This is a genomic window from Shewanella sp. 553 (assembly GCF_059338375.1).
Genome location: NZ_CM181701.1, coordinates 208,885 through 232,126, shown reverse-complemented (window position 1 = coordinate 232,126; position 23,242 = coordinate 208,885). Strand labels below are relative to the sequence as shown.

Sequence of the window (23,242 nt, the reverse complement as noted above, 5' to 3'; positions counted from 1 at the left end):
CGGCTATGCAGCCCGAGGCGATAGACTTAGTAACGTCCTACAGTGGCCATACGATAAGCAGTAACGGTAAGCTAACCGCCACGACCAATAGCTCAAGCGGCAACCCCATCTTCCAATAATCACCGAAGCGAAATCCGCCAGGACCTAAGATTAAGGTATTATTTTGATGCCCTATCGGAGTCAAAAACGCGCACGAGGCGCCGATGGCCACCGACATTAAAAAGGTGTCTGGATTCACCCCGAGCTGAGTGGCGGTACTGATGGCAATGGGGCACATCACTGCAGCGGTGGCGGCGTTGTTCATAAAATCTGACAGACTCATGGTCACCACAAGGATCAACCCCAAGGCGACGATGGGATTTCCCTGCGCCACGTTATCGAGCAACGCCTTAGCCAGCAGATCGGCCGCACCTGTCGAGGCGGTAATGCTGGCAACAGGGATCAGCGCCCCAAGCAAGACAATAACCGACCAATCGACAGCATCATAGGCACTTTGCAGTGGCACTATGCTTAGTGCCATATACGCAAGCATCCCCATGGCAAATGAGATCGCAGTAGGGACAAGCCCGGTTGCGGCGCCAGTGACAGCCAACCCCATGATGATCAACGCCAGCATCACCCGCTTGGTTACTGGGATCCCAATCTCTCGCTGTGCTAAGGGCATACAGCCTAAGTTGGCGGCAAAATCACTTATGGCCTCGAGATCGCCCTGCATCAGCAACACGTCTCCCGCTTCGATGCGCGTTAAGCGTAACCGTTTAATCGAACGCCGCCCCCGCCGCGAGATAGCCAATAAATTCACGCCATATCGCCCCCTGATCTGTAGTCCCTTTGCGGTGCGACCATTGATGGCAGAACGCGGCATCACGACCAACTCCTGCAACACAATATCATCAGATTCAGATTCTTTTTTTTTCTCACTTGGCGCGTCGTCATTGCTGTCAACATCGGCCGGATCAGACTGCTGCTCCTTATCGACCTTAGCTGGTATGCGATCTTCGACTAATTTAAATTCAAACTTAGACAACACCTGTGATAGTGACTCGGGCTCAGCCTCGATAATAAGAATATCGCCAGCACGTAAGATTCTCGACTGGCTCGGGGCCGAGACCCTAAACGCGTTGCGAACTAAGCCCACCACCTGCGCATCGGTCTCATCCATCTCTTGATCAATTTGACGTAAAGACTTGCCCAGTGACCGACTGCCCTCATCGACCCGCACCTCGACCAGATACGTCCCGGTATCGAAACTGCTGCCGGCCGCCTGTTTGCGTGATGGCACTAAACGCCAACCGAGCAGTGCCACAAACACTACCCCCACCAAAGCCACAGTCAAGCCGACTGGCGTAAAGTCAAACATGGCAAAACCTTGGGATCCCGTTTCGGCGCGAAACCCAGACACTATGATGTTAGGTGGCGTACCGACAAGGGTCGTCATTCCCCCCAAAATGGTGCCAAATGCCAGCGGCATTAACACCCGTCCCGGTGGTAGCGATAACTTATTTGCCACCTGTATGGCCACCGGCATCAGTAGCGCCATGGCGCCGACATTATTCATAAAGGCACTGAATAACCCCCCGATACTCATTAATACGGTGATCATCACAGTGGGGCTGTCGCTGGAGGGCAACATTTTTTGCATCATGGCATCCACCGCACCAGAAAGTTGCAGCCCTTTACTTAATACCAGCACACAAGCCACAGTGATCACCGCCGGATGACCAAAACCTAAAAATGCCTCGTCGGCCGGGAGCAACCCCAGTAAAACAGATCCGAGTAATGCCGCCATCGCCACCAGATCATGCCGCCAACGCCCCCAAATAAATAGGGTCACTGTGGCGGCAAGCACAATAAAAATCAGCATCTGAGCCTGGGTCATATACAGGGCCTGGATAATTCTTGAGGTAGCTCAATAACAGTTGATAATCCAGCTTTTAGCAAGATTTTTAATCGCTTAATCCACGCTTAACTGTGTGAACTCAGCATCCCCCCCCTTTTGGATATCGGTTAGCCTACGCATTTTTGGGTACCATGGCTCACACCCACTTCCTACTCGCGGGGTCGGCCAGCCAGATGATGTTCTACACATGAAAATCAACTCAATCTTTACTGGCAAGTGTTAAGAAAACCTTAAGATTTGCACACTAGATTGATAAGCATCACCTCATCTGGAATCGACTTTATGAAGCAATTGCTGCTACTGCTTAGCTTGGCCTGTTCAAGTTTATTCTCGCTGCCAACCTATGCTGCGCCTTCGTTGTCGCACCCGGTATTAACCTCACAAGGCGAGCAAACCACACTTAACCAATTTAAAGGCCAAGTCGTTTATGTCGACTTTTGGGCTTCTTGGTGCGGTCCGTGCCGCAAATCTTTTCCTTGGATGAACGCCATGCAAGCTAAATATCAGCAACAAGGACTCGCCATCGTCGCCATTAATTTGGATACCGAAAAAGCGTTAGCGGATAAATTTCTCAGTAAGTTACCGGCGCAATTTCATGTGCGTTTCGACCCCGAAGGCACCACAGCGCAAGCATTTAATCTTCAAGGTATGCCAAGCAGCTTTATCTTTAACAAACAAGGCGAGCTCGTTCAGAGCCACATGGGCTTTTTCGAAGAATATGCATCGCAGTATGAGCAAGAGCTCGTGACGCTATTAAAGGAGTAAGCAATGAAAAAAACAATTCTGACCTTAACCATTATCACCAGTCTATCGGCCTGTTCGAACCTAGGTGTAGAGCCGTGGGAAAAAGATCAACTGGCCCGCGCCGACATGGCGTTAGATGCTGAAAAGCTCGATTATGCCCTTGATGATCATATCTATTTCAGTAAAGAAGGTACCAGTGGTGGCCGCGCATTTGCGGGTGGAGGTTGCGGATGCAATTAACTAAACATCGCAATATTGCCAGTGCACTGGCGATGGCGAGCTGCTCCTTAGTTGGCCAGCAAGCGCAAGCAACTGAAACGAGCCTTGATGATTGGAAGGTCGATGCCGCCGTAATGTATTACGGCGAACAAGACAGAGTGCAAGCGGTCGAGGCGATAGGTAACGTACAAAAAGCCTTTGGCGACACCTCGCTACTCGACATGAAATTAGTCGTCGACAGCCTAACTGGCGCATCGACCTCGGGGGCAGTGGCGCAAGACACCAGCCAAACATTCACTCGCCCCTCGGGCAATGGTGAATATGTGGTTGCCCCTGGCGAAACGCCCCTTGATGACACCTTTCATGACACTCGCGTACAGGCTAGCGTCAACTGGAGTGAAACCTTAACCCCCCAATGGAAGGTTAACGGCGGTATTTATGGCTCCAAAGAGTTCGATTATATGTCGATGGGTCTCAATGGCGGCGTAGAGCGCAGCTTCAATAAAGATAACACTACCTTAGCGTTATCTGGCTCCTATACCTATGATGTTATCGATCCCGTTGGCGGCAAACCGGTGGCATTTTCGGCAATGGTGCATCGTGGCGACTTTCAAAATGAAGATGATTATCGCGCGGCGTTCAATCGCACCCGTATCGAGGGCACCGAAGACAAGAGTACCGCCGATGTATTGCTAGGGGTGACTCAAGTGCTTAACCGTCGCTGGTTGCTCCAAGCCAACTACGGCTTATCAAGCGTCTCTGGCTACATAAATGATCCGTACAAAATATTAAGCCAAGTCGATAGCACAGGTACCACCCAAGACTACCTGTATGAAAACAGACCCGATTCACGCCTAAAGCATAGCTTTTACATGATGACGAAAGGCGCACTGGACTCAGGCGTGGTGGATTTCTCTTATCGTTACAGCACTGACGATTGGGACATTCAATCACACACCTTAGAAACCCACTATCGCTACTATTTCAGTGGTAATTTCTATGGTCAAATTCATTTGCGCTACTATCAACAACAGGCGGCTAACTTTTATCAACCGTTTCTGCTCACCTCAGACCCACTGCCTGAATATGCCAGCGCCGATTACCGTATTGGTGACATGACGGCTTATACCGTTGGCATTAAATTTGGTCAACGCTTAGCGGGCGGCCATGAAATAAGCTATCGATTGGAGTATTATCAACAAAACCCTGAAAATAATGGCACCGAGTTGATAGGCCAATTGAAAAACTATGATCAATTCCCTCAGGTAAAGGCGATCATGGCGCAATTTAGCTACTCATTTTAGCCAATCTCGTGCCCGCAGATGCGGGCCTTTAAGGACAGCTATGGCGCTCAGTAACTCACATGCCCCAATGACGCACACCGAAATGACGCTGCCCCCTTTAGCCCAAGGTGCAGAGCTGCATCCCCGCCCGTGGGGATTTTTGGGACAATTTCGCGCCATGGCCAGTCCTTGCGAATTACTTATCGCCACGTCAGATGTGACCACGGCCAGCCACATCCTTAACCTCGCTGCCCATGAAGCTAAGCGAATAGAAACCAAATACAGCCGATTTATCAGCCATAATCCTCTTTGGCAGCTTAATCATGGCGATGGCAACCCCATGCCCATCGACGCTGAAACCCATCGTTTGCTCAGCTTTGCGCAGCAGTGCTATAGCCTCAGTGATGGCCGTTTCGACATCAGCGCGGGCCCATTAATGCAGCTATGGCGCTTTGAAGACCTCCAACATGGGCGCATCCCCTCAGCCCAAGAGATCAACCACGCTAAATCCTTGGTCGACTTTTCGGCGCTGCACATCACCCCGACCAGCCTACAGATGCCCAAGGCCATGAGTTTAGATTTTGGCGGCATCGCCAAAGAGTATGCGGTCGATAATACCGCCAGGTTAATAGCCGAGCGCTGGCCAGCGCTTTCGGTACTGGTGAACTTTGGCGGTGATATCGCCTGCCCTGTGGCACGCACATCCCCCGAAAGTGCTTGGCAAGTGGGCATCGAAAACCCCAATGCGTTAGATAGCGCGAGCGCGTTATTACAGATCCGCCAAGGCGCTCTCGCCACCAGCGGCACAACAAGACGCTACCTTGAAAAGGACCATAAGCGTTACGGCCACATTGTCGACCCAAGTAGTGGTTTTCCCGTAGAAAACGCGCCACTATCGGTCACCGTATTAGCACAAAATTGTGGGATGGCTGGCATGCTGTCGACCATGGCTATGTTAGAAGGCGCTAACGCCGAGGCCTTTTTGACGGCGCAAGGCGTCTATTTTCAAGTGTATCGATAATTGACCCACAACTTGATATAAATAAACCAACCGACCGCATCCTTGTTGGGTCATCGCAATAGGATCAATATGCGTATACTGCTTGTCGAAGATAATGATTTACTCGCCCAAGGGATCTGCCTTAGCCTCGGCAAAGTTGGCATGCAGATCGATCACCTTAGTAGCTATCAACAAGCACTGAACTCAGTACACAACGAGACCTTTAGCGCCATAGTACTCGACCTTGGCTTACCCGATGGCAGTGGCAAAAACCTATTAAAACATTGGCGTAAGCAAGGATTATCCACCCCCACCATAGTGCTAACAGCCAATACCGATTTCGACACCAAATTGGCCTGTTTAGATATGGGTGCCGACGATTACCTAAGCAAACCCTTCGATGTACGCGAGCTAGCCGCGCGGATCCGCGCCATTGTGCGCCGTCATCATGGGCAAAATAACAACAGCTTAAGCGTTGGCGCCTTGCACATGAACTTAGATACCCGCGAAGTACAGTTTCGTGAGCGCTTAATCTCACTCTCTCGGCGCGAGTACCAGCTGTTACATGAGTTGGCGCAATCCGCTGGCAGAGTGCTAACTCGCCACCAGCTTGAACAGCTCACCTATGGCTGGGATGAGGTCGGTAGTAACTCTATCGAAGTGCACATTCATCACTTACGCAAAAAAACCACCAATGAATTGATCAAAACCGTACGCGGCATAGGCTATACCTTGGTTGAGACCGAATAATGTATTCACTACGTTTGATGCTAACCACGCTGATGCTGACAGGCATCGCCCTGTCGGTTGGCTTATCGAGCTGGATGAGCACCCGTGATGCTTCAGAGCAGATTGAAGAACTCTTCGATGCGCAAATGATGCAAACGGCTAAAATGTTGGAGCTGTTTTATCAACACGGCATCACAGCAAGTGATGCCCAAGCACTAACCGAACAGGCGCAGCTATTTCACATTGAAAATAGCAATATAGATACTTTTGCTGAACAGGCTGACGCCCTACAACTCTCCTATGAACACAAATTAGCGTTTCAAATATGGTCAGATAACGGTGAGCCTTTAATTCTGTCTGACAACATCACCGCCCAGCCGATAACCAAATTTGTCGCCGGTTATCATCAAAAAATCTTAACCGATGAACTGTGGCATGTGTTTAGCTATTATTCAAAAGATAACCACATCTGGATTGTCACCGCCCAGCAAGATGACGTGCGCCAAGAGCTGGTATCACAAATTATGCATAATGCCGTCAGCGCCCCCTTAATGATCGCACCCATTGTGCTGCTGGCTATGTTACTGCTCTCTTATTGGCTATTTAAACCGCTCAAGGCGTTCGAGCAACGGCTCAACCAACGTAGCCCCCATGATGTCACGCCTATCTCTATGCCCCTGCCGAGCGAACTTCTTCCGGTGCAGAAAGCGCTCAACTTATACATCAACCGCTTTGCCAACGCCTTAGCGCGAGAACGACGCTTCAGCGCCGATGCGGCGCATGAATTAAAAACGCCGTTATCAGTGATTAAACTGCATCAAGATGGACTAGCAGAGCTTATCCCCCCGTCACAACAAGCTAAATTACATTTAGCCGCCATTAACAACGGCGTCACCCGCCTCAGTCATACCGTAGAGCAACTGTTATTACTCGCACGGGTCGACTCGATAGAGGAGCTCACACTCGGGCGCAGCCATGTACAAACTATGGTGGAGGAGGCATTAAATCAGCTTATGCCAGGGATCACCGATTTCGAATGGGAGATGGCGATCCCCAGTGATCTGTATGTGGCCGCCGACCATTTTTATATCGAATTAGTGCTTAAAAACCTGTTAGAAAACGCCTGTAAATACAGCCCAAAAGAATCACTTATCCGCATTAGCGCGACAAGAAACGATAAATATATTGATATTGGTATTACAGATAACGGCCAAGGGATGACGCCAGAGCAAATTGCTAATGCCGTAGAGCGCTTCTATCGAGTGAATGAAAATGAAGGTACGGGGGCGGGCTTAGGATTATCGATTTGCCATCATATTGTTGAGCTGCATCGGGGTAAACTCACCCTAACATCACGCCCCCAAGCGGGACTCACTGTGACTGTCAGCTTACCTATCGCCTAGCGACTAAGGTTTAAGTTACAGGGTAAGGTTAAAGATTCAGGGTTGTACCCCATGATCACGCGCCACCGCTGACGACTACGAAGGTAATGTCGCGAACGCGTAATTATTTTTACCTTGCCTTTTAACCTGATACATCGCCTGATCGGCCATTTTCACCAAGGCCTCAGCAGTATCGTTATGTTGAGGATACAAGGCGATGCCTATGCTGGCCGTGATCTTGACCTCGACATCATCGTAAGTAAAGGGCTGAGCTAACACATTGACAATCCGCTCGGCGACCAACTTGACCAAAGCCTGACTCTCAACTTCTGTACATAAAATCAAAAACTCATCGCCGCCAATACGCGCAACGGTATCGATATCGCGAACGCTGCAACTAAGGCGCTGAGTCGCTTCAATTAACAACTGATCACCCGCATCATGGCCAAGCGAATCATTGATCGTCTTAAACCCATCTAAATCAACAAAGAGCAATGCGCCGTTTTTACTGTGCGCCGTCACCAAAGCATCATTCAGGCTCTGCATAAAAAACGCTCTGGTGGGCAAGCCAGTTAAGGCATCATGATTGGCTAAGTGGTGGATACGTTTTTTAGCCTCTTTTAAATCGGTGATATCTTCCTTAACCGCGACAAAATGACTAATGTTACCGTTACGCTGCTTCACTGGCGCGATAGACGCTATCTCCCAAAAAAGCTCACCGTTTTTCTTACGGTTATGAAATTCGCCACGCCACGTATGCCCAGAAGAGATCGCCTGCCACAAGGTTGAGTATTCATTAGGGTTCATTTCACCCGATTGCAACACTCGCGGATTTTGGCCCATCAGTTCATCTGAGCAGTAACCGGTTTTTTCAATAAAGGCCGGATTAACATAGTTAATCGCCCCTACATTATCTGTGATAACAATCGATGATGCCGACTGCTCAACCGCCAAGGATAAAATGCGTAATTTCGACTCTAATACCGCGTAACTCAGTAAAACCAATGAAATAGCAATGCCGCCAATAATAAAAACGCCACTCAATAACACCAGCGTTGACGTCATACTCGGATCTAAAAAATCCCTATATGAGGCAGAAAAGACCGCAATGACACCGCGAATAGCATGGGATAAACCAAATAAGCCAAACATAAATGCAACCGCATAACCCGCAGTACGCCACGGCGCCGCCTTCTCGGCCAATAACGTTTTTATTATCATGGCGCATATCATAAAAAAGGCCGCGCTAAGCACTGCGATTCTCATATTGAGATTGTTATCGATATAGTAGAAGTAACAAAACAGCAGCAATGTCAGCAGTGGAAAACCAACATCCAATAACTCTATGGAAGCACGACCCGTAAAAATACGCACGCCGCGATAAATAAGCAGAAAACCAATCACATAAAAAGTGTTAGCGATAACGATGGAGAGAAAATCTGGCAGGTTACCCCGCCCAAAAAGCAGGACGCTCGCCAAAGCAATACAAGACATGCCCGATGCCCAAAAGCCTGAGCCATTACGCAGATTTTGTGCTCGCCACAACGACATTAACGCCACCGCAGAGCCAAATGAAATAAGTGCGGTGACAACGAGTAAAGTACGATTATCTAATATTTGCATATAAACCGCGTAAGACCATTTGCATTGGTGAATTTCATTTCAACCCTTTTAGGCTTTGCATTAATGGCAAAATGAGCGGTGACCTTATTTGTATTTTTACAATGTTTATATTTAGTAATGTTTAGCGGTGAGATGTTAACATAAAAAAGATCATTTGAACGTGATTATGAAGCATATACGACTTTATTCTGCTGTATTAAAATGATGCAGTATTCATCGCCGCCTATGGATGAGAAAAACTCGCTTCGGATGGTTAGACTTGAATAAGGGAGAGATGAGATAATCGTCGGTGAAAAACAATGTGTACCGATGCTTTATCCTACCGAGATTGGCATAAGCAGAAACACAAAAGGCCTCACATTGCTGCGAGGCCTTTTGTTTAAAGAGGTTGAGTTGGCCGATAAGCCGGGTCCTGTCGTGGACAGTTATTCATCTAGGCCTGCAATCGCTCACAGGCTCAAGCGACCTACCCGGTTCCAACGCGAGCCACGCCATACGGAACCCTATTTGGTCTTGCTTCGGGTAGAGTTTACCTTGCTACGGACTATTGCTAGCCGCACGGTGCGCTCTTACCGCACCCTTTCACCCTTACCAACTTGATAAATCAAGCTGGCGGTCTCCTCTCTGCTGCACTTGTCGTCGGTTCACACCGCCCAGGCGTTACCTGGTACCCTGCTCTTTGAAGCCCGGACTTTCCTCCCCGTTCTTGCGAACGCAGCAACTGTCTGGCCAACTCGGCGCGGATTATAGCTTAATGACACTTGGCATTCCACCTAATCTTCGTCACAGACAAGCTACACTGGATAATCGATTACAATCCGATCTCTAAGCCATATTTATATAGGGCATTTTTCTTCAATCCGTGGATCTGTGCAGCGATGGCAGCAGCCTTTTTTAACGGTAACTCTTCAATTAACAGTTTAAGCGTGTTGATAGCCACCGTTGGGATGCCTTCATCATCATTAATTCGATGACCATGGCACATCAGCACAATTTCACCTTTTTGCTGATTAGGATCTTGCTTTACCGTCTGCAAGATTTCAGCGGCCGAGCCTGAGAGGAAGGTTTCGAAGGTCTTAGTCACTTCTCGCGCCATCACCACATGGCGATCTTCGCCTAGCGCGGCCACGATAGATTCGAGACTGTGTACGATGCGGTGAGGCGATTCATAAAAAATCAGCGTACGTGGATCTTCAGCCAGTTCGGTTAACTTATCGAGGCGGCCCTTCTCTTTGGCCGGCAAGAAGCCTTCAAAAGAAAAGCGATCCGATGGTAACCCTGACGCACTCAGTGCGGTAATGGCAGCACAAGGCCCAGGTAGCGGAATAACGTTGTAACCTGCCTCTCGCACCTGAGAAACCAAGTGATATCCGGGGTCTGAAATCAAAGGCGTGCCCGCATCAGAGATTAACGCGACCGCTTCGCCATTGGACAGTTTTTGAATGATCCACTGGGCACGATCCCTTTCATTATGATCATGTAGCGCCGTTTTACGGGTTTCGATACCAAAATGGCTAAGTAATTTACCACTGTGACGCGTGTCTTCGCAGGCGATAAGTGACACCTGATTCAGCACCTCGATTGCACGAGTACTGATGTCTCCAAGGTTGCCTATGGGGGTTGGAACTATGTAAAGCGCGACCGACAGGTCCATATCTACCTCTGTAATGATTGTCACAAGACTTTCGTCAAGCTGAAGAGCAGGTTAAACTACAGCCAGCATCTTACCAGAGTGAAGTCCTGTGTTAAAAAGACTGAATACAACTAAATTTATCTTTATCGCGGTTTTATCAACGGTGTTATTTGGTTGTGCCACTTCGACACCGCCAGTTAAGGAGACCCAAAGCCAGGTCTCTTTGAGCAGCGCGCCACTCAATGCCTCACAGTATTTAGCCGATGCTGCAAAGGCATCATCTGCAGAGCAACGCGATAGACTCATGTTGCAAGCGGCCCACGCCTTTATTAATCAGGGCGATACCACTAATGCGGCGCAAACATTGGCGTCAATCAAAGCTAACTTAGTGCAAAAGCCAGAACTGTTAGCGCAACATAAATATTTAACCGCACGCGTGCTAGAGCTTACCTCGACTTATGATGATGCACTCGCCCAGCTCAATTATCCAAGTCAGTGGCGCTTAGCCGAATGGCAAATGGCTAACTATTACCAGCTTAAGGCGCGCCTCTACCAATTGATTAAACAGCCTATCGAACAAGCAAGACAATTGAGCCTGCTGAGCCTTTATCTTCCTAAGCCAGACTCATATCGGGTTAATGACGAGATTTGGCGGATTTTACAGCCGCTGCATGAACAAACCTTGTTGTCATTTAGCCAAGATACCAGCACCCCGGTTTTTACCGGTTGGTTACAGCTGGCGTATATTGCTAAGCATTATGCCATAGATCCGCAAGTGCTCGTGCAGCAATTATCGGCTTGGCAACATGATAATCCGCGCCACCCAGCAGCCATGAAGCTGCCAACGGATCTTGAGCGTGCGGTTAACGCTAAGCCATACAGACCCAAAAATATCGCGGTGTTATTACCGCTTAGCGGCTCAAGAGCCGCTATCGCTAACCCAATTAAGCAAGGTATTGTCTCGAGTTATCTGGCAAATCCTGACGATTCGGTTTCGGTGAACTTTTTCGACTCAGCTCAGGGGGCCGATATCGCCTACCAGCAGGCGGTGAATGCTGGCGCCGAATTTATTATAGGCCCACTACTACAATCGGAAGTTGCCACCATTCTTGAGGCGCAAAATGCGGCGCCACAGAACACACCATTGCCGCAACTGTTTCTGAATAAAGCCGACAACATAACCCCTAATGCCGATCAGTTTTTCTTCGCCTTGTCGCCAACCGACGAGGCTATCGATGCCGCGCAAAAGCTGTTTAAAGACGGGGTTGAAAGGCCGCTCCTATTAGCCAGCAATGATAATATCGGCCGCCGCATGGCCGATGCCTTTAACGAAAAGTGGCAAGCCCTGACTGAGGAAACTGCTGAGGTACACTTTTATAATAGTGGCGATGAAATGAAGGTGACAGTGCAAAAGTCACTGGGCGTGATTGACAGTAAAGAGCGCATTGCGCGCATTAAAGCCTTACTGGGTAATCAAATTGAGGCAGACTTTCGCTCTCGTCGCGATATTGATGCTATTTACATGATCTCCAGCAGCCAAGACCTGCCCTTACTTAAACCCTTTATCGACGTTAATTTCAGTGTGTTTGCTCAGCCAGTACCACTTTACAGCACTAGTCGAAGCCGCATCGAAGGAAACTCTCGTAGCGTCGCACAGGAGCTCAATAACCTCACCATTAGTGATATCCCTTGGCTATTAAAAGCCAATGCCGAAACGGCAGAGGTGGCTAAGCTGTGGCCCAACTGGAGCAACAGTCAAAAACGCCTCTATATTATGGGTTATGATGCGCTGCAATTGGTGAGTAAATTAGCCCAGATGCGAGCCTTACCGGGTTATCAATATTCTGGTGGCAGTGGACTGCTTTCGGCCGCGCCGGATGGTACTATTAACCGCCAGCTAAGCTGGGGACGTTATCAACGCGGAAATCTGCGACCACTATGACGCTGCCAGCCCATTTAAGCCGAGGCCGCTCAGCAGAAGATGCGGCGTTAGCTTATTTGCAGGCTCAAGGGCTGACATTCGTCGAACGCAATGTGCGGTACCCGTTTGGTGAAATTGACCTCATCATGAATGAGGGCCAAAAATGGATTTTTATTGAGGTAAAATACCGCCAATCTAAACAGTTTGGTGGTGCAATACACGCGATTAGCCGAGGCCAAATCGAGCGACTACGTCGAGCAGCAAATCATTATATGCAGCGCAATCATATTGATGCACAATGCCGCTTTGATGTCGTCGCCATAGATGCCAATGATATAAATTGGATCACCAATGCATTTTAGTGATCACTAAGCCTCATGCACACAAGTAAAGGCTTGTTGACAGAGTTATTGTTTTTTAAGGACCTACCCATGTTAGAACGTATTAAAGATAGTTTTACTCACTCAATCCAAACCAAAATCGATGCTGCTGAAGCATTGCCTGAGTCGATTGAGAAAGCAGCTGAAATGATGGTGCAATGCCTATTAGGTGGCAACAAAATTCTAGCTTGTGGTAATGGTGGTAGCGCTGGTGATGCACAGCATTTCTCGGCCGAGCTGCTTAACCGTTATGAGATTGAGCGTCCACCGTTACCGGCTATCGCGTTAACCACTGACACCTCAACCATTACGGCTATCGGTAACGATTACAGCTATGACGAGATCTTTTCTAAGCAAATCTTAGCCCTAGGTCAACCTGGCGATATTCTACTGGCGATTTCAACCAGTGGTAATTCGGGTAACGTCATCAAGGCGATGGAAGCGGCGCTGAGCCGTGATATGACTATCGTGGCCCTAACAGGTAAAGATGGCGGCGCGATGGCAGGCCTGATGGGCACTAACGATGTTGAAGTACGTGTGCCCTCGAATGTGACCGCGCGTATCCAAGAGGTGCATTTATTGGTGATCCATTGCCTCTGCGACAATATCGATCGCACGCTATTCCCGCAGGACGAGCAAGCATGAGAGCTTGGCTCCCATTAATTGCTATTGCTTTACTGCTTCAAGGCTGCGCCGGTGCTGTAATGGTCGGTGCGGTTGGTGGTGCCATGATGGTCAACGATGAGCGGAGTTTTTCGACGCAAATCGATGACACCAATGCGGACTTCCAAATATCGAGCGCCCTAGGCGCCCACGATGATATTAAAAACCAAACTAATATTACCGGTATCGCCATGAATGGTAATGTGCTGGTTATCGGCCAAGCACCTAACTCTATGTTGCGTGACAAGGCGATTAATATCATCCAAGGGCTCAACCTAGGGGGTAAGATCCATAATCAGATCCGCATAGGTAACCCCACCTCTTTTACCACGCGCAGTAATGACACTTGGATCACCACCAAAGTCAAAACGCGTATGCTCAATGACAACGCACTCGATATTACCCGTATTAAGGTGATCACCGAAAACGGCGAGGTGTTTTTGCTTGGCGTCGTCAGTCGCGAGCAAGCCGATCTCGCGGTAGACATAGCCCGCAATACTGCTGGCGTGCGTAAAGTGATCAAAGTGCTCGAGACGCCTAGTACCTAATTGGCGCCAGGCATAATGGCTACAGTGAAGACAACGCCAGCTTTCGCTTAGCCAGTGCCAACTTAATTTGTGGAAAAATCAGCGATGGCAATACAATTAATGCCGCGCCAAACCAGCTGAGCCCATCGAGCCATTCATCAAACCACAGCCAGCCAAAAAAGATAGCAAATAACAAGCCACTGTATTCGGCCACCGCAATATCGCCCGCCTGTGCTCGGCGATACGCCAATACACAAAACAGCTGATACGCCAGCAAAAAGCCGTTACTTAATATTGCCACCCCTAACATTTGCCAGCTAAAACCAATAAACCCTGTTAACGCGGCAATTAAGGCCACCAGCGGTAGGCTGAGTAAGTTATATAGCATCACGGTAAGGCTTGCCGCTTCGGTGCTAGGCAGTTTACGCAGCGCTAATTGATTACCTGCAAACATCATGGCAGAAAACAGCACAGCTAATCCTGCCATGTTGAGCTCACTCGGACGTAATATGATCACTATGCCAATAAAGCCCAGCACAGCCACCATCACTTGCGTGCGCGTTAATTGCTCATTAAGAAACAGCATCCCCATGACAATGATCATTAACGGCGCCGAGTAAAACAGCGAGCCTACTGTGGCTAATGGCAACGACAATAATCCAACAATTAGACACAAACCACCAAGTGCACCACTGTTAGCACGTAAAATATGTAACTTAATAAACCGTGATTTTGGCCGGCCGGCATAGCACCATAACGGCAACATCATCACAATAGCCGTCATTTGTCGCAGCAGCAAAAACATCACCGCATTACTCTCTTCGGGCAACCACTTAACCGAAACATCGTATAACGCACTAAATACATTGCCTAAAACCAGCAGTCCAAGCCCAATCAAAATGTTTCGCTGCATTGGCGCCATCTCAACGTCATCTAATAATCGCTGCATCATAAGCAGCAAAAAACTAAAGCAGAAGTGATGATTTCTTTTAATAGATGAATTAAATTCATACATTGACCCAATGAGATCGCAAGAGGCACTTCAATGAGGAAAATTCCGCCGCTAAGGGCATTGCAGGTTTTTGAAGCCGCCGCGCGTCAGCAACATTTCTCCCGTGCGGCCGATGAGCTGTGCATTACCCAAAGCGCGGTGTCACATCAAATTCGGCTACTTGAAGAACATTTTGCGCAACCCTTGTTTAAGCGCGAAGGGCGCGCATTAAAACTCACCGACAAAGGGCAACGGCTCTACCAAGAAGCGGCGCGAATTTTTAATGAATTGAGTGTGCTTAATCAACAGATGATTGGTGAGCAGCAACAGGCATTACGGTTAGCGGTATACAGCTCATTTGCGGTGAAATGGTTGATCCCACGCCTAAGTGAATTTAGGCGTCATCAACCCGAAATTCAGATCCGCCTCGACATGGTCACCGACGATCCTGTGCTGTCCCATAGTGAAGCCGATATGTTTATTACCGGGCAAAAACAGCAAAAAGGCTACTGGCAACAACTGCTTCATCGAGAGCGCCTTATCCCGGTTTGCAGCCCCGACTTTGTCAATCAAGGGCAGACGCTGGATCTACCTTGGTTGGCCCAGCAACCTTTACTGACCGTTGATGAGGGACCGCTGGGGCTCGATTGGCAGCGTTGGTTAGCCCATCATCAGCTTGCCGTTACTCGCCATACTAAGCAGCACCTTTTTAGCCATGTGTTACTCGCCATTGAAGCGGCGATTGCAGGCCAAGGCGTGGCCTTAGCATCGGATTTTATGGTGGCCGACGATATTGCTCGCCACCGTCTCATCGCGCTGCCCTTTCCCAGCATAGATACTGGATTTGAGTTCAACTTTTTATGCAAACAACGCCGCGTCAAAGAACCTGCCATCGCCAGTTTTATTAATTGGCTCCTGCTGCAGCAATAGAACGTTTTCATTGGTGGCAATGCAAAAAGCCAGCTTAGCTGGCTTTTTAACACAAAATATTGGCTATCGATTAGACGATAAGGCCAATCTTTTCGTATACCTGCTTCAGCGTAACCTCGGCACGCGCTCGTGCTTTTTCAGCCCCTTCTTGCATCACTTGATTAAGGAAGGTTTGATCGGCTCTAAATTCGTGAAAACGCGCTTGTAGTGGCTCCAACATATTCACTACAGCTTCACCTGTGGCCACTTTTAAATGACCATACATCTTACCTTCAAACTCGGCTTCCAGACTGGCAATCGACTGGCCAGTACAGCCCGACATTAAACTCAGCAAGTTAGACACGCCTGGCTTAGCATCGACATCAAAACGCACCACTGGTGGCTCTTCACTATCGGTCATCGCTTTTTTGACTTTCTTCATGATCGCTTTAGGATCTTCAAGTAAGCCGATAACATTATTACGATTATCGTCAGACTTAGACATCTTCTTCAACGGATCTTGCAGCGACATCACCTTAGCCCCCGTTGCCGGAATAAAGGGCTCTGGTACCACAAAAGTATCGCCATAGGCATTATTAAAGCGAGTCGCAATATCACGCGTTAACTCTAAGTGCTGTTTCTGATCTTGGCCAACAGGCACTTCGTTGGCTTGATACAGCAAAATGTCGGCCGCCATCAATACGGGATAATCGAACAAACCTACGTTGATATTATTGGCATGTTTTTGTGACTTATCTTTGAACTGGGTCATTCGATTTAGCTCACCCATTTGGGTGTAGCAGTTTAACGCCCAGCTTAATTGCGTATGCTGAGGAACCTGAGACTGTAAAAAGACGGTGCTCTTTTTAGGATCGATACCGCAGGCCAAATAGATGGCTAGCGTGTCTAGACAGGCTTCACGTAATTTAATCGGATCTTGTCTAACGGTGATCGCATGGAGATCGACAACGCAATAAATACAGTCATGACTGTCTTGCATACCCACCCACTGACGCAGAGCACCCATGTAGTTACCAATACTCAGCTCACCAGATGGTTGAGCACCACTAAACACGATAGGTTTTGCAGTCATTCGTTTATTGCTCCGTTGATTCAGCAGTTAAGTTAATTAATGCTGTTATTTCACTAAATTGTTCACATACGGCGCTTGGACCGCTGAGCCCGATATCTTCACCGTAGTTATACCCATAGGTCAAGCCGATTGAGGCAATACCCGCCGCTTTGGCCGCTAAAATGTCGTTTTTAGAATCGCCCACCATTAAAAGCTGCTCTGGTGTTAACTGCCACTGGGTTAATAGGTGAGTTAACGGCATAGGATCGGGTTTCATTTTGGCTAACGAGTCACCGCCCAGCACTAGGCTAAAGAACTCGGCAATGTCGAAGGCCTCCCAGTAAGGGCATGGTAAAACGATAAGGCTTATTCGTGACCACAGCCAAGCGATATCCGGCGGCATGCAGCTGCTGTAATACCGGCTTAACACCGTCATACAATTTACTGTGTTGCTGTAAATTGGCTTGATAATGGCGCATAAACAGCGGCATAGCATCGGCTAATTCGGCCGCATCTATCACCCTATCATGGGCAAAGCTGAGTGCTCGCTCGGCTAACTTTTCGGCACCATTGCCCACCCACGAACGTACCTGTGGCTCACTACAGCTAGGCAGATTTAGCTCTGCCAGCATGGCATTGGTGGCGGCTGCAAGATCAGGCACACTGTCGATGAGCGTACCGTCTAGATCAAAGGCTATTGCCTTAATTTGCTTTGCATGGATCATGACTTAACCTCTGTTTTCGCCAGTTCTACGCGCATCTCATCAATGACCGCTTTATAATCTGGTTGGCTAAAAATCGCCGAGCCCGCCACAAACATATCGGCGCCAGCGGCAGCAATTTCGGCAATGTTGTCGACCTTAACGCCGCCATCGACTTCGAGACGAATATCAAAGCCACTGGCGTCGATGCGCTGACGCACTTGACGTAATTTGTCCAGTGTTGATGGAATAAACGACTGACCGCCAAATCCAGGGTTAACTGACATCAATAAAATCACATCCAGCTTATCCATCACATGATCAAGATAATGCAGTGGCGTACCAGGATTAAACACCAGCCCAGCCTTACAGCCCGCCTCTTTAATTAACTGTAAGCTTCTATCGATATGCTCTGAGGCTTCTGGGTGAAAGGTGATGATCGACGCACCAGCGTCAGCAAAGTCCGGAATAATACGATCCACAGGCTTAACCATTAGGTGCACATCTATATCGGCCGTGACACCATAGTCACGCAGCGCCTTACACACCATAGGACCTATGGTTAGGTTAGGTACGTAATGATTGTCCATCACATCAAAGTGAACGACATCGGCACCCGCACTGAGCACGGCATCAACATCTTCCCCAAGGCGGGCAAAATCGGCAGAAAGAATCGAGGGAGCAATTAAAAATGGACGCATGGTTAACTCACTAGTGTGGATAATAAATACGCTATTCTACCTCAATGCCTTACTGCCTCTCTAGGGCTTTAGTGGCATTAAATGTGCTCAAACTCAGAAATGAGTGCTTTTATTCAGGCCGCTTGAACGCCTGTGGAAATAGATGTTCAAAATATAAACGGCTTTGCTATAATGTTGCCAATTGTTATATTTACGTGCGATACAGGATGTAGACATGAATAATAAGCTAAAACTGTCGGGCAACCTTAAGTCAGCAGGACTGCTGGCGTTTACAGCATTTGCTGTCGGGGTTGTAACCGTAAACGTTAAGGGGAATATCCAGAGCACTAACTCATCGACCTGTGAACATGATAGCAATACCGCTTATAACTCGGCATTACCTGCAAGTCACCCGGCTAATCGCTGTCCGCAACCATCGGATAATGTTAGCTGGATAAATTGGTTAACAGGTAACAGCCGCTCGAGTCAGTTCCATTTTGTCGACCTACTAGAATTACTCCATGGCCATAAAAGCAGCCCGATGGATGACATTAATCCCACGAGCCCAAAAAATCGCTACTAAAAGGCGCTCCCTCATCCAACTACTATTTAGCACTTTAGCTGCTTTTTTTGGCGTGCAAACCGAGCATAACCGCCAGCGAGACTTTCAATCTCACTCTGCTATCCCCTATCTTATCATGGGGATAATTTTAGCCATTGGCTTGGTGATAGGCTTAATCGTTATTGTTAATTTGGTACTGACTTAATCGTTTTCGCTATGATATCTATCATCATATAGCGCCATCAACTCATCCACTTTTTTACGCCCACTGCCATTTTGGCTAATGTTACGTTGCACCTGAATGGTATCGAAACGGGCACCGTGATAGAGCTCGCGGGTTAATGGAATGTCATGATTACTAATTAACACGGGAATACCACGATCAATCGCGGTGTGCCGCGCCTTTCGGGCCAGTAATGCCTGATCATCTAAGCTAAAACCTGAGCCCACATAGGTGGTAAAACTGGCTGTCGTCGATAATGGCGCATACGGCGGATCGCAATAAACAACGTCACCACTTTGGGTAAAGCTGAACGCCTCTTCGTATCCGATACAGCGAAACTCCGCCTGCTGAGCTTTTTCGGCAAACGCCATGATCTCATCGTGAGGGAAGTAGGGTCTTTTATATGAGCCAAAAGGCACATTAAAGCCGCCTTTCTTATTGTAGCGGCACAAACCATTAAAGCCGTGACGATTCATATAGAGAAAATAGACCGAACGTAAAAATGGATCGCTTACCTGATTAAATTCGCTGCGAACTTGGTAATAGACTTGTTTGTCATTCTTAGCATCGACAAACATTGCCTTAGCCGCCCGAATGTACTTTTCAGGGGTGGCTTGCACGATTTTGTACAGGTTAATCAAGTCATGATTAATATCGCATAGCAGGTACTGCTGGTAATCAGTATTGAGAAATACTGAACCAGCACCGACAAAAGGTTCGACTAATCGGTCGCCTTGGGGAAGGTGTTGCGTGAGAGCATCAACCAGCTTAAATTTTCCACCAGCCCACTTAAGAAAGGCCCTTTGCTTTTTAATCATCTAAATCGATTGAATGCGCCATGAAAACAAGGTGCCGATTGTACTCTGTTTATTATTGAATTTCACGAGTCGGGAGCCGTTGTTGTAACTCATATTGAGATAAATCACTCCACACTCGCAACCAAGGTGGTGCAACTCCTAATTCATTTTGTAAACGCAGGGCTGCTGCCATTGCCTGTTCACGAGAGTTATAACGCCCGTATAGCACGACCCAGCGCTGCTTATAGCGTGCTACTTTGATATTATCTGAGCCATCAAGCTGTGCAATCACTTCATTGAGTGACTTGAGCTTTTTAACACTGGCTAGTTGTAATGTGTAGCCCACCTGTGGCATTTGGTTGTTTAATGCACCGCTATTATTCTGGCTCGACTCAACCTCTGGCTGTGGCTGTAGCGCTGGTGTTGCCACTGCAGCAGCATCATTTTTGACAGCAAAAACCTCCACCTTATCATTATGCAGCTGCATCTCCGCCCTATCGCTACTGATGGTTTCAAACTGCCCCACTTCACTATATTCGGCCTCTACGACATCACTTAACGGATTTTCCACGCTCTGCTCAGCAGCTATCACGGCATCATGCCGCAAGGGCACGACCACTATCGACCCTTCAACAATCACCTCAGCATGAGGCACTTGCGAGCCTGAAAAATAGCGGGCTAACAACGCCTCACCATAAGCGATATTAGCGCTTCTTGCACGAACGGAGGCGACAGTATCTTGTTGAGGTAAGACTGGTGGCTCAACATCCGGTAGCATGTAAACATACCCAGCAACGACAATGATACCAGCCAACAGTATCAGTAGCGCCGGCTTAAGCCAGCCTCTTTTAACTTGGGGGTCAGGCTCGCCATCAAGCGCAAGTGACAGTAACGTCACCACCTCACTCGGTAAACCTCGCTGCTGTTGCAGTTGGTCTTTAACAATATCTCTGGGGGTAAACGTGGTTTGCTCACTGCGCTGCAACAAGGTGTAATAGAGTGCCTCGCGCTCGGCATAGGTTAACGGCTCGATCACCATGGGAAGTAACAGTTGATGTTGACTCTCTGGCAGTTGTGCTAATAATTGGCCTAAAAATACATTGGGGGCGGTAAGTGTTACCGAAAGGCTTTTACCCACCAACTGCATTTGGCTTAACACTATGCATTCGGCCCAAATATCCAGCGGGAGATGGTGAGCATCATCGAGCACTATATGGCTCTGAGTCGGTAAAGCTTGTGCTAAATCTAGCAGGGTTTCTGGCAGTGGCAACTCATCATCGAAAACAGGTTCTGACAATAACTGCACCAAGATTTTACGACGAATTTCAGCGCAATCGGCGTGCTGCGGGCACGTAACCAAGGCGGAACTAACCCCATCGAGTGCATCGACAAGCGCTGTGACTATGGTGGTTTTACCTGCACCATCATCACCTGTTAATACGGTCAACTGCTGACCATATAAGATCACGTGCTGCAAACGATGCAGCAAGGATTCTTGGCTAGGTAATAATATCGAAGCTTGAAATGTCACAAGATCACCACACAAGTTAAGCGCGGCAAAGGATCTCTTCTAACAGAGGCTCAGGAACGTTAGCATAAATCCCCGCTTGGCCTAGGCCTTCGGGTAACACTAACCTAAGCTTGCCTTGAAGCACTTTTTTATCACGACGCATATGCTTAATAAACTGTTCAAAACCCATGCAATTAGGCGCCTGAGTCGGTAGATCGAAAGCAGTAAAGAGTGTTGTAATTCTCTCAACAACACTTTGTTCGATCAGATCCATTTTACAAGCCGTTTGAGCAGCAAGCACAGTACCGGCAGCAACCGCTTCACCATGCAGCCAAACACCGTAACCCATTTCAGCCTCAATGGCATGGCCGAAGGTGTGGCCGAGATTGAGCAAGGCTCGCACCCCTTGTTCGGTTTCATCTTGTGCGACAACATCTGCTTTTATCTGGCAGCAACGGGCAATCGCATATTGTAAGGCCGATTCATCTAACCGCTGCAGCGCCGCGACATTATCTTCAAGCCAACAGAAAAAAGCCTGATCCCAAATGATACCGTACTTAATCACCTCCGCCATACCTGCAGCAAATTCTCTCGCCGGTAGCGTGTGTAAACATTGTGTATCTATGACCACTAATTGCGGTTGATAAAACGCGCCAATCATATTTTTCCCTAAGGGATGATTAACTGCCGTTTTGCCGCCAACAGAAGAGTCAACTTGAGATAATAATGTCGTCGGTATTTGAATGAAGTCGACTCCGCGTTGATAACAAGCCGCTGCAAAACCGGTCATATCACCGATAACGCCGCCACCCAGCGCGATAAGCACAGTATCTCGCCCCATGTTCTGCGACAGCAGTGAGGTCAAGATATCATCCATTCTTGTTAATGTTTTGTACTGTTCACCGTCAGGTAAGATGACCGGCGTAGCACATTGAAAAGGAGTCAATAGCGCCTGTACCCTTTCAAGGTACAGGGGCGCTACTGTATCATTGCTGACGATAAGCACTTTTTTGTTCTGGAGGTGCGGCTCAAATAATTCGAGCTTCTCCAGCAGATTCGGGCCAATATAAATCGGGTAACTACGTACACCAAGTTCAACCTGAATCCGTTCCATGCTACCGCCTAATGATTAAAAACCTAACTGTTCAATAATTTGATTGGCAACCACTTTTGCACTTTGTTCATCGGTTTTGACGATGATATCAGCAATCTCTTCGTAAAGAGGGTTGCGCGTTTCAGCAAGTTTTTCTAACACTTCACGAGGGTCATCTACTTGTAGTAACGGACGACGCTTATCTCGTTGCGTACGCGCAACTTGCTTGTCGATAGTGGTCTCTAAATAGACCACTATGCCACGAGCAGAAAGATTGTTGCGAATATCTTTACTCTCGATTGATCCGCCGCCAGTTGCTAAAACAATACCTTGTTTTTCAGTTAAGTCAGCGACAACTTGTGTTTCGCGACGACGAAAACCCTCTTCGCCCTCAACGTCAAATACCCACGCAATATCCGCACCAGTGCGGTTTTCAATTTCTTGATCTGAATCGTGGAATTCTAAATGGAGCATCTGCGCCAGATGACGACCTATAGTGCTTTTACCAGCCCCCATAGGACCTACTAGGAAAATATTACGTTTTTCAGCCATTGCTTTACGTCTGAATCTTATATGAAGTTTGCCTACGCCAACCAGAAAATCAGGTCGACCTTAAATGTTACCTTGCTCTAATGAGACTTGACCATGGATTATCTCAGTTATCCCACCTCAAAGGCAAGTGATGCGAGTAAATTCTATG

At 48.1% G+C, this 23,242-nt stretch carries 23 protein-coding genes, 1 other RNA gene and 1 pseudogene; 13 read left to right on the top strand and 12 right to left on the bottom strand.

Annotated elements, in window-relative coordinates; all coding sequences use genetic code 11:
- Positions 1-37: 37 nt before the first annotated feature.
- Positions 38-1,879 carry an SLC13 family permease gene (locus AC5YBZ_RS01140; RefSeq protein ID WP_494520321.1) on the bottom strand — a complete coding sequence of 614 codons (1,842 nt, stop codon included), beginning with the start codon at positions 1,877-1,879 and terminating at the stop codon, positions 38-40.
- A 303-nt stretch (positions 1,880-2,182) separates the two neighbouring features.
- On the opposite strand from AC5YBZ_RS01140, the gene AC5YBZ_RS01135 reads away from it, so the two are divergent.
- The 6 genes from AC5YBZ_RS01135 to AC5YBZ_RS01110 all read left to right on the top strand — a co-directional run bounded on the left by AC5YBZ_RS01135 (position 2,183) and on the right by AC5YBZ_RS01110 (position 7,278).
- The gene (locus tag AC5YBZ_RS01135; RefSeq protein ID WP_475515549.1) at positions 2,183-2,665 is read left to right on the top strand and encodes a TlpA family protein disulfide reductase; all 483 of its coding nucleotides are present in this window, start codon (positions 2,183-2,185) and stop codon (positions 2,663-2,665) included.
- Between the two features lie 3 nt (positions 2,666-2,668).
- Entirely contained in the window at positions 2,669-2,884 is a 216-nt protein-coding gene (locus tag AC5YBZ_RS01130; protein ID WP_494520322.1) for a DUF4266 domain-containing protein, read from the top strand.
- Entirely contained in the window at positions 2,875-4,167 is a 1,293-nt protein-coding gene (locus tag AC5YBZ_RS01125) for a DUF3570 domain-containing protein (RefSeq protein ID WP_494543309.1), read from the top strand. Before AC5YBZ_RS01130 ends, AC5YBZ_RS01125 begins: the two co-directional genes overlap by 10 nt.
- Positions 4,168-4,249: 82 nt before the next feature.
- Positions 4,250-5,167: an FAD:protein FMN transferase gene (locus AC5YBZ_RS01120; RefSeq protein WP_494543696.1), complete on the top strand. Its 918-nt coding sequence runs from the start codon at positions 4,250-4,252 to the stop codon at positions 5,165-5,167.
- A gap of 69 nt (positions 5,168-5,236) precedes the next feature.
- Positions 5,237-5,896: a response regulator gene (locus tag AC5YBZ_RS01115; RefSeq protein ID WP_494543308.1), complete on the top strand. Its 660-nt coding sequence runs from the start codon at positions 5,237-5,239 to the stop codon at positions 5,894-5,896.
- Entirely contained in the window at positions 5,896-7,278 is a 1,383-nt protein-coding gene (locus tag AC5YBZ_RS01110) for an ATP-binding protein (RefSeq protein ID WP_494543307.1), read from the top strand. Before AC5YBZ_RS01115 ends, AC5YBZ_RS01110 begins: the two co-directional genes overlap by 1 nt.
- Before the next feature lie 75 nt (positions 7,279-7,353).
- On the opposite strand, the gene AC5YBZ_RS01105 is transcribed toward AC5YBZ_RS01110, so the two are convergent.
- From AC5YBZ_RS01105 to rsmI, 3 genes are all read right to left on the bottom strand, one after another.
- A complete protein-coding gene (locus tag AC5YBZ_RS01105) occupies positions 7,354-8,880 on the bottom strand; it encodes a diguanylate cyclase domain-containing protein (protein WP_494524226.1) in 1,527 nt (508 codons plus the stop codon).
- A gap of 385 nt (positions 8,881-9,265) precedes the next feature.
- An RNA gene (gene rnpB, locus AC5YBZ_RS01100) (RNase P RNA component class A) lies at positions 9,266-9,617 on the bottom strand.
- A gap of 74 nt (positions 9,618-9,691) precedes the next feature.
- Positions 9,692-10,534, bottom strand: a complete 843-nt coding sequence (gene rsmI, locus AC5YBZ_RS01095) for a 16S rRNA (cytidine(1402)-2'-O)-methyltransferase (RefSeq protein ID WP_110459018.1) — start codon at positions 10,532-10,534, stop codon at positions 9,692-9,694.
- An 88-nt stretch (positions 10,535-10,622) separates the two neighbouring features.
- Between rsmI and AC5YBZ_RS01090 the strand changes: the two genes are divergently transcribed.
- The 4 genes from AC5YBZ_RS01090 (at position 10,623) to dolP (ending at position 14,025) form a co-directional block, all read left to right on the top strand.
- Complete coding sequence (locus tag AC5YBZ_RS01090; protein WP_494524225.1) at positions 10,623-12,455, top strand: penicillin-binding protein activator; 1,833 nt, start codon at positions 10,623-10,625, stop codon at positions 12,453-12,455.
- On the top strand, positions 12,452-12,796 hold the full coding sequence (locus AC5YBZ_RS01085; RefSeq protein ID WP_475515542.1) for a YraN family protein: 345 nt from the start codon (positions 12,452-12,454) through the stop codon (positions 12,794-12,796). The genes AC5YBZ_RS01090 and AC5YBZ_RS01085 overlap by 4 nt, the downstream gene beginning before the upstream one ends.
- Before the next feature lie 69 nt (positions 12,797-12,865).
- Positions 12,866-13,459 carry a phosphoheptose isomerase gene (locus AC5YBZ_RS01080; protein ID WP_110459085.1) on the top strand — a complete coding sequence of 198 codons (594 nt, stop codon included), beginning with the start codon at positions 12,866-12,868 and terminating at the stop codon, positions 13,457-13,459.
- Positions 13,456-14,025, top strand: coding sequence for a division/outer membrane stress-associated lipid-binding lipoprotein (gene dolP, locus AC5YBZ_RS01075; RefSeq protein WP_475515541.1), 570 nt, complete (start codon positions 13,456-13,458; stop codon positions 14,023-14,025). Before AC5YBZ_RS01080 ends, dolP begins: the two co-directional genes overlap by 4 nt.
- A gap of 19 nt (positions 14,026-14,044) precedes the next feature.
- Here dolP and AC5YBZ_RS01070 read toward each other — a convergent pair whose 3' ends face one another.
- Positions 14,045-14,917: a DMT family transporter gene (locus AC5YBZ_RS01070; protein WP_475516897.1), complete on the bottom strand. Its 873-nt coding sequence runs from the start codon at positions 14,915-14,917 to the stop codon at positions 14,045-14,047.
- Positions 14,918-15,049: 132 nt separating this feature from the next.
- Here AC5YBZ_RS01070 and AC5YBZ_RS01065 point away from each other — a divergent pair, with 132 nt between their 5' ends.
- On the top strand, positions 15,050-15,925 hold the full coding sequence (locus tag AC5YBZ_RS01065) for a LysR substrate-binding domain-containing protein (protein ID WP_494520328.1): 876 nt from the start codon (positions 15,050-15,052) through the stop codon (positions 15,923-15,925).
- A 70-nt stretch (positions 15,926-15,995) separates the two neighbouring features.
- On the opposite strand, the gene trpS is transcribed toward AC5YBZ_RS01065, so the two are convergent.
- From trpS to rpe, 3 genes and pseudogenes are all read right to left on the bottom strand, one after another.
- The gene (gene trpS, locus AC5YBZ_RS01060) at positions 15,996-16,997 is read right to left on the bottom strand and encodes a tryptophan--tRNA ligase (RefSeq protein WP_475515539.1); all 1,002 of its coding nucleotides are present in this window, start codon (positions 16,995-16,997) and stop codon (positions 15,996-15,998) included.
- A gap of 4 nt (positions 16,998-17,001) precedes the next feature.
- Positions 17,002-17,701, bottom strand: a pseudogene (locus AC5YBZ_RS01055) (phosphoglycolate phosphatase).
- Positions 17,698-18,378 (bottom strand): ribulose-phosphate 3-epimerase, encoded by a 681-nt coding sequence (rpe, locus tag AC5YBZ_RS01050; RefSeq protein WP_475515537.1) that lies wholly within the window; start codon positions 18,376-18,378, stop codon positions 17,698-17,700. The pseudogene AC5YBZ_RS01055 and the gene rpe overlap by 4 nt, the downstream one beginning before the upstream one ends.
- A gap of 214 nt (positions 18,379-18,592) precedes the next feature.
- Between rpe and AC5YBZ_RS01045 the strand changes: the two genes are divergently transcribed.
- Together AC5YBZ_RS01045 and AC5YBZ_RS01040 are read left to right on the top strand one after the other, a co-directional pair.
- Positions 18,593-18,940: a hypothetical protein gene (locus AC5YBZ_RS01045; RefSeq protein ID WP_475515536.1), complete on the top strand. Its 348-nt coding sequence runs from the start codon at positions 18,593-18,595 to the stop codon at positions 18,938-18,940.
- On the top strand, positions 18,903-19,124 hold the full coding sequence (locus tag AC5YBZ_RS01040) for a DUF2970 domain-containing protein (RefSeq protein WP_475515535.1): 222 nt from the start codon (positions 18,903-18,905) through the stop codon (positions 19,122-19,124). The genes AC5YBZ_RS01045 and AC5YBZ_RS01040 overlap by 38 nt, the downstream gene beginning before the upstream one ends.
- Here AC5YBZ_RS01040 and AC5YBZ_RS01035 read toward each other — a convergent pair.
- Genes AC5YBZ_RS01035 through aroK form a run of 4 tightly spaced genes read right to left on the bottom strand, consistent with a single transcriptional unit; the run spans position 19,121 to position 23,094 of the window.
- Positions 19,121-19,960 (bottom strand): Dam family site-specific DNA-(adenine-N6)-methyltransferase, encoded by an 840-nt coding sequence (locus AC5YBZ_RS01035; RefSeq protein ID WP_475515534.1) that lies wholly within the window; start codon positions 19,958-19,960, stop codon positions 19,121-19,123. The two genes, AC5YBZ_RS01040 and AC5YBZ_RS01035, sit on opposite strands and share 4 nt — an antisense overlap.
- Before the next feature lie 52 nt (positions 19,961-20,012).
- Entirely contained in the window at positions 20,013-21,470 is a 1,458-nt protein-coding gene (locus AC5YBZ_RS01030; RefSeq protein ID WP_494520329.1) for an AAA family ATPase, read from the bottom strand.
- A gap of 16 nt (positions 21,471-21,486) precedes the next feature.
- Complete coding sequence (gene aroB / locus AC5YBZ_RS01025) at positions 21,487-22,563, bottom strand: 3-dehydroquinate synthase (protein WP_475515532.1); 1,077 nt, start codon at positions 22,561-22,563, stop codon at positions 21,487-21,489.
- Between the two features lie 15 nt (positions 22,564-22,578).
- Positions 22,579-23,094 (bottom strand): shikimate kinase AroK, encoded by a 516-nt coding sequence (gene aroK / locus AC5YBZ_RS01020; protein WP_475515531.1) that lies wholly within the window; start codon positions 23,092-23,094, stop codon positions 22,579-22,581.
- Positions 23,095-23,242 lie beyond the last annotated feature (148 nt).

What these genes read in the sequence shown, in the direction of transcription:
- AC5YBZ_RS01140 (WP_494520321.1), bottom strand. Translation starts at nt 1,879, where the DNA reads ATGACCCAGGCTCAGATGCTGATTTTTATTGTGCTTGCCGCCACAGTG.
- AC5YBZ_RS01135 (WP_475515549.1), top strand. Translation starts at nt 2,183, where the DNA reads ATGAAGCAATTGCTGCTACTGCTTAGCTTGGCCTGTTCAAGTTTATTC.
- AC5YBZ_RS01130 (WP_494520322.1), top strand. Translation starts at nt 2,669, where the DNA reads ATGAAAAAAACAATTCTGACCTTAACCATTATCACCAGTCTATCGGCC.
- AC5YBZ_RS01125 (WP_494543309.1), top strand. Translation starts at nt 2,875, where the DNA reads ATGCAATTAACTAAACATCGCAATATTGCCAGTGCACTGGCGATGGCG.
- AC5YBZ_RS01120 (WP_494543696.1), top strand. Translation starts at nt 4,250, where the DNA reads ATGACGCTGCCCCCTTTAGCCCAAGGTGCAGAGCTGCATCCCCGCCCG.
- AC5YBZ_RS01115 (WP_494543308.1), top strand. Translation starts at nt 5,237, where the DNA reads ATGCGTATACTGCTTGTCGAAGATAATGATTTACTCGCCCAAGGGATC.
- AC5YBZ_RS01110 (WP_494543307.1), top strand. Translation starts at nt 5,896, where the DNA reads ATGTATTCACTACGTTTGATGCTAACCACGCTGATGCTGACAGGCATC.
- AC5YBZ_RS01105 (WP_494524226.1), bottom strand. Translation starts at nt 8,880, where the DNA reads ATGCAAATATTAGATAATCGTACTTTACTCGTTGTCACCGCACTTATT.
- rsmI (WP_110459018.1), bottom strand. Translation starts at nt 10,534, where the DNA reads ATGGACCTGTCGGTCGCGCTTTACATAGTTCCAACCCCCATAGGCAAC.
- AC5YBZ_RS01085 (WP_475515542.1), top strand. Translation starts at nt 12,452, where the DNA reads ATGACGCTGCCAGCCCATTTAAGCCGAGGCCGCTCAGCAGAAGATGCG.
- AC5YBZ_RS01080 (WP_110459085.1), top strand. Translation starts at nt 12,866, where the DNA reads ATGTTAGAACGTATTAAAGATAGTTTTACTCACTCAATCCAAACCAAA.
- dolP (WP_475515541.1), top strand. Translation starts at nt 13,456, where the DNA reads ATGAGAGCTTGGCTCCCATTAATTGCTATTGCTTTACTGCTTCAAGGC.
- AC5YBZ_RS01070 (WP_475516897.1), bottom strand. Translation starts at nt 14,917, where the DNA reads ATGCAGCGAAACATTTTGATTGGGCTTGGACTGCTGGTTTTAGGCAAT.
- AC5YBZ_RS01065 (WP_494520328.1), top strand. Translation starts at nt 15,050, where the DNA reads ATGAGGAAAATTCCGCCGCTAAGGGCATTGCAGGTTTTTGAAGCCGCC.
- trpS (WP_475515539.1), bottom strand. Translation starts at nt 16,997, where the DNA reads ATGACTGCAAAACCTATCGTGTTTAGTGGTGCTCAACCATCTGGTGAG.
- rpe (WP_475515537.1), bottom strand. Translation starts at nt 18,378, where the DNA reads ATGCGTCCATTTTTAATTGCTCCCTCGATTCTTTCTGCCGATTTTGCC.
- AC5YBZ_RS01045 (WP_475515536.1), top strand. Translation starts at nt 18,593, where the DNA reads ATGAATAATAAGCTAAAACTGTCGGGCAACCTTAAGTCAGCAGGACTG.
- AC5YBZ_RS01040 (WP_475515535.1), top strand. Translation starts at nt 18,903, where the DNA reads ATGACATTAATCCCACGAGCCCAAAAAATCGCTACTAAAAGGCGCTCC.
- AC5YBZ_RS01035 (WP_475515534.1), bottom strand. Translation starts at nt 19,960, where the DNA reads ATGATTAAAAAGCAAAGGGCCTTTCTTAAGTGGGCTGGTGGAAAATTT.
- aroB (WP_475515532.1), bottom strand. Translation starts at nt 22,563, where the DNA reads ATGGAACGGATTCAGGTTGAACTTGGTGTACGTAGTTACCCGATTTAT.
- aroK (WP_475515531.1), bottom strand. Translation starts at nt 23,094, where the DNA reads ATGGCTGAAAAACGTAATATTTTCCTAGTAGGTCCTATGGGGGCTGGT.